Here is a 4,374-nt window from a genome sequence, read left to right as displayed (position 1 = left end):
CCTACACGACGCTCTTCCGATCTGGTGCCGAATTTGAAACCGCCGAGCAAGAAATTGACTTGGTGACCACGGCAGCCCCTGCCTTTGATGCTGAGGTGTTTTTGGCGGGCAAGCAAACCCCCATGTTTTTTGGTTCTGCTGTGAACAACTTTGGTGTGCAAGAGGTGTTGGATGCCTTGGTGGATGTGGCACCGCACCCTGGCCCCAGAAAAGCCCTTGAGCGTGAGGTCAAGCCGGCCGAGTCGAAGTTCACGGGAGTGGTATTCAAGATTCAGGCCAATATGGATCCCTCCCATCGTGACCGCATTGCCTTTGTGCGGGTGTTGTCGGGCCGCTTCGAGCACGGCATGAAGTTCAAGGTGTTGCGCACGGGCAAGGATTTCCGACCCACCAGTGTGGTGACTTTTTTATCCCAGCGTCGCGACCGTGTTGATGAGGCATACGCGGGCGACATCATTGGTTTGACCACACATGGTGGTTTGCAGTTGGGCGATTCGTTAAGTGAAGGCGAAAGCCTGCAGTTCACCGGTTTGCCATTTTTTGCGCCCGAGCTGTTCGCCGCAGTGGAGTTAAAAGACCCCATGCGCAGCAAACAATTGCAAAAAGGTTTGGCTGAATTGGGTGAAGAGGGCGCTATTCAGGTGTTCAAACCCTTAATGGGCTCAGAGATGTTGTTGGGCGCCATCGGCCAATTGCAGTTCGAGGTGGTGCAGGCAAGGTTAAAAGCCGAATATGGTGTGGAAGTTCGCCTTGCCCCCAGCCGTTACAGCTGTGCCCGCTGGGTGACCAGCAAAAATCCGACCGATTTGCGCCGCTTTGTAGAGGCCAATATTGGCCGCATGGTGACCGATGCAGCAGACACCCAAGCGTTCTTGGCCACCTCACGATTCGACCTGGATGTGATGCAAAAACGCTGGGAGAGCATCGAGTTTCACCCCATGCGCGAGCACGCTGGGTTGCTGTTGGCCAAACATTAATTGGAGTGTCGCATGTGCGCTTGGGTAAACTGGGCGTACAATTTAAGGCATTGTATTTAACTTTTGCAGCGTGCCCATGAGCGAACTGGATTCCCTGTTAGAACAGGTGTCGGGATATTTTGCAGTGCTTTCTGAGCCCACCCGGCTGAAAATTATCCATGCCCTTTGCAATGGCGAAAAGTCCGTGAATGACATTGTGGAGGCGGTCGACTCCACCCAATCTAATATTTCGCGCCATTTGAACCTGATGTACCGGGCTGGCGTGCTGCAGCGGCGCAAGGAAGGCACATTGGTGTTGTACCAAGTTAAAGAGCCAACTGTGGTGGAGTTGTGTCGCACGGTGTGCGTACACGTGGCAGCCAAGCTCGATGCGGTGCCTCAGGATTCTGGCAAGTTGCCCGACTTTTTCAAGCAGCAAGCGGATTAGCCAGCAAAACAACAGATTGAAAAAAGGCCGGTTGATGTTCACCTGGCCTTTTTCATTTTTACTTCGGTGAATTTATTTCAGCGATTCGATCAGGTCGATGTAGCTTTGCATGGCTTGATCAGACGTGGTGCCCTCCAGGCCTTTCCATGCGTCGTATTTGGCGCGGCCTACAATGTCTGTGAAGCCAGGGCGTTTGCCAGTGTTGTCGCCTTCGGTGGCCTGTTTGAACAGTGCGTAAATCTTCAGCAGGGTTTGATTGTCTGGACGCTCGGGCAGGCTTTTGGATTCCCCAACCGCTTTTTCAAATCGTGCTTTCAAATCGCTCATGTGCAATCTCCTTGTTTAGTTATGTGTTTTCTTCAGTAATAAAGGATTGGGCAAGGCTCTCGAAGAGCTCTTTGGCGTTGCCTTGCAAGTAGGGGGCAAGCAAGCACATCACCTGATAAACACCATTGGCCAAGGCCGCGCTCATGGTGGCTTCGTCGTTGAAGTGCCGAGGGTCGCGCACGTATTCAAAAGACAGCCAATACGTCGCCACCACCACCATGTTGGTGGCCAGGGCATTAATCTGTGCCTGGTTGGCCATCATGTCCCCAGACTCCACCAAGCCTTCGCAAAGGCGCCGCGCTACGTCCACCTTGTGTTTCAAGATGCGTTTGAAATGGATTTCCAGGGTGCGGTTGCGCGACAGCAGGTCGTTGAGGTCACGGTACAAAAAGCGGTAGCGCCAGATGAGTTCAAACGACACCTGCAAATAGAGCCAGGCGTCTTCAATGTTGGCTTGGCGGTTGCCTGGCACGTCAAGCAGCCCGTCAATTTCTTTCTCGAAACTGGCAAAAATGCTGTTGACGATGTCGTCTTTGTTGCGGAAGTGGTAGTACAAATTGCCGGGGCTGATGTTCATCTCGTCGGCAATCACGGTGGTGGTGATGTTTGGTTCACCAAACTCGTTGAACAGCCGAAGCGACAAATCAAGGATTCGTTCTCTTGTTCTTCTTGGAGGCTTGCGTTCCATGCTCTGGTCGTCTCCTGTCTGGCCAAAGTATTGGGCAGTCATACGGTGGCTGCAATATAAGCCCTGGCAGCCAGTTAATTTGTGTAATTTACGTAGTCTACGTGGTTTTGCGGCATGCGACAAAATCCGAATTCAAATTACGGACATATTGCGCCATCGATGGCCTGAATAAGGCCCTAAGCGGCTTGCCGGGTTTTTGCAATTCGGACGTAGCGGTCGAGTTCGTTCAAAGAATCTTCGAGTTGATCGAATTTAGACACAATGGAGCCTGCCCGAGCGGGGCGCTTGCTAGGCCGGGTGCCGAGTCGAAGCGTGGGGTCTTTGATCAAGTCAAGATTCAGGCTTAAGCCATGCTTGCCCAGTTTCTCATTGAGGTCGTGTTGGCGGGCCCACAGTTCCTCGCGGGTGCGTTGGTATGCATGCTCACACAAGCGTCGCCGGCTGGCGTAGCTGAACGGATTGGTGAAGAAGAACTCGCCATCCCCGTGCTGAGGCTCGAACAGCACGATGTCGGCATCGGGGTAGATGTGCGCATAGCGCTCCATGCCAATGTCCATGCGCGAATGAATAATCGAGCGGAAGGTTTGCGATAGCACCAGAGGCAAGCCGCCTTCGTACAAGCGTGTGCCGGGCTGGAATGCCTTGCCCTTGGCGCGGCGCCTGTGGTTACGGGGATTAAGCCGGTCGTCGTAAGGCACCAGGGGGTTAAGGCAAATCAACAGTTCTGCACCCTCTTTGAGGGCAGTGGAGGCGTGCAAGGTTTTCTTTAGAGCACCATCCACATAATGACGGCTGCCAATGCGGGTGGGGGGGAACAAGCCTGGCAAAGAAGCCGAGGCTTGCACGGCTTTTGAAATGGGCACATCGTCGTGGCCTGGCATACCAAACGGCACCGATTCACCTGAATCCAGATCGGTGGCCACCAACACCAGGCGCCTTTTCAGGCTGCGGAAATCATTGGTGCCGCCACCTTTTGCAATCAAGTCGGCCATCCATTCATGCAGCTCGTCGCCGTTGAATAAGCCCGTGGGAATGGCCGCACCCAGCCGCTCGATGCAGCTCACCCATGTGGCATCGTCGCGCAGAAAATAATCCGAAATGGCTGTGGTCAACAGGCTGGGAATTTTTCGGGCCCGGGTCCAGTACTCGCGCCAAGCCGGGCGCAGCAACACTGAAGGATCAAACGCAAATTCCTCTGGCTCGCCCTCAATGAACAAGCGGTAAATTTGCATGGGGGTTAGGTCGTGGGCCAACCCTGTGGCCACAATGCCCCCGGCTGACACGCCAACATACACATGCATGTCGTTCAGGTCGAGCCCCTCGATGGACTCTGACAAAGCGCACAGGGCGCCAATTTCATAAATGGCACCCAGAGGGCCGCCTCCGGCGAGCGCCAGCCCGATTTTGGGTTTGGTCATTACTTACTCGGCCGACTTTTTGGCGCGGGTGGTTTTTTTGGCTGGGCTTGCCTTGCTGTCGGCCTTCTGGCCGGTAAGCTCTTGTACGGCGGCTGACAATTGCTCAATGCGCTCAGCCAGTTGTTGCACGTCTTTATTGGTGGGCACGCCCAAACGGCTCAGGGCGCGGGCCACGCGCTCTTCAAACACTTGTTCAAGCTTGTCCCATTGCTGGGTGGCTTTGCTGGACACAGAGCCTGCCAGTTTGCTGACTTTGCCGGTAACTTCAACCACTTTTTGATCTGCAAATTTCACGGTTCGCTCCTGGATTTCCTGGCCCTCTTTGACCAAATTTTCTAACACACGGTTACTTTCTTCCTGGGCTTTGGTGATGGCCCCCAAACCGGCGTTCAACAGCTGTTGTGCACTGTCCACAGCCCCTTTGATGGGTTTTTTCTTTCCGGTCATGTGTGTCTCTCCTGGTGGGTGGCCAAGGGTGTGCCTGTGGCCAGTGTTTTTATTTGCCAGATCGGAAGAGCGTCGTGTAGGGAAAGAGTG

At 54.1% G+C, this 4,374-nt stretch carries 6 protein-coding genes; 2 read left to right on the top strand and 4 right to left on the bottom strand.

The features are described from left to right. Together ACEQU8_RS02310 and ACEQU8_RS02305 are read left to right on the top strand one after the other, a co-directional pair. The coding region (locus ACEQU8_RS02310; RefSeq protein ID WP_372521223.1) for an EF-Tu/IF-2/RF-3 family GTPase at positions 1-977 on the top strand (977 nt) is incomplete at its 5' end. 76 nt (positions 978-1,053) lie between these two features. Then, positions 1,054-1,404, top strand: a complete 351-nt coding sequence (locus ACEQU8_RS02305) for an ArsR/SmtB family transcription factor (protein WP_370261188.1) — start codon at positions 1,054-1,056, stop codon at positions 1,402-1,404. Positions 1,405-1,476: 72 nt separating this feature from the next. Here the strand turns inward: ACEQU8_RS02305 and ACEQU8_RS02300 are convergent, their stop codons facing one another. From ACEQU8_RS02300 to ACEQU8_RS02285, 4 genes are all read right to left on the bottom strand, one after another. Continuing rightward, positions 1,477-1,731 carry an acyl-CoA-binding protein gene (locus ACEQU8_RS02300; RefSeq protein ID WP_370261186.1) on the bottom strand — a complete coding sequence of 85 codons (255 nt, stop codon included), beginning with the start codon at positions 1,729-1,731 and terminating at the stop codon, positions 1,477-1,479. A gap of 19 nt (positions 1,732-1,750) precedes the next feature. Continuing rightward, positions 1,751-2,419 (bottom strand): TetR/AcrR family transcriptional regulator, encoded by a 669-nt coding sequence (locus tag ACEQU8_RS02295; RefSeq protein ID WP_370261185.1) that lies wholly within the window; start codon positions 2,417-2,419, stop codon positions 1,751-1,753. Positions 2,420-2,595: 176 nt separating this feature from the next. After that, the gene (locus tag ACEQU8_RS02290; RefSeq protein ID WP_370261183.1) at positions 2,596-3,837 is read right to left on the bottom strand and encodes a patatin-like phospholipase family protein; all 1,242 of its coding nucleotides are present in this window, start codon (positions 3,835-3,837) and stop codon (positions 2,596-2,598) included. A 3-nt stretch (positions 3,838-3,840) separates the two neighbouring features. Next, positions 3,841-4,284 (bottom strand): phasin family protein, encoded by a 444-nt coding sequence (locus tag ACEQU8_RS02285; protein WP_370261182.1) that lies wholly within the window; start codon positions 4,282-4,284, stop codon positions 3,841-3,843. Positions 4,285-4,374 lie beyond the last annotated feature (90 nt).

This window comes from Limnobacter sp., from assembly GCF_964228395.1.
In the GTDB taxonomy this organism is placed as follows: Bacteria; Pseudomonadota; Gammaproteobacteria; order Burkholderiales; family Burkholderiaceae_B; genus Limnobacter.
This window is presented reverse-complemented; position numbering and strand designations above follow the sequence as displayed.

What these genes read in the sequence shown, in the direction of transcription:
- ACEQU8_RS02305 (WP_370261188.1), top strand. Translation starts at nt 1,054, where the DNA reads ATGAGCGAACTGGATTCCCTGTTAGAACAGGTGTCGGGATATTTTGCA.
- ACEQU8_RS02300 (WP_370261186.1), bottom strand. Translation starts at nt 1,731, where the DNA reads ATGAGCGATTTGAAAGCACGATTTGAAAAAGCGGTTGGGGAATCCAAA.
- ACEQU8_RS02295 (WP_370261185.1), bottom strand. Translation starts at nt 2,419, where the DNA reads ATGGAACGCAAGCCTCCAAGAAGAACAAGAGAACGAATCCTTGATTTG.
- ACEQU8_RS02290 (WP_370261183.1), bottom strand. Translation starts at nt 3,837, where the DNA reads ATGACCAAACCCAAAATCGGGCTGGCGCTCGCCGGAGGCGGCCCTCTG.
- ACEQU8_RS02285 (WP_370261182.1), bottom strand. Translation starts at nt 4,284, where the DNA reads ATGACCGGAAAGAAAAAACCCATCAAAGGGGCTGTGGACAGTGCACAA.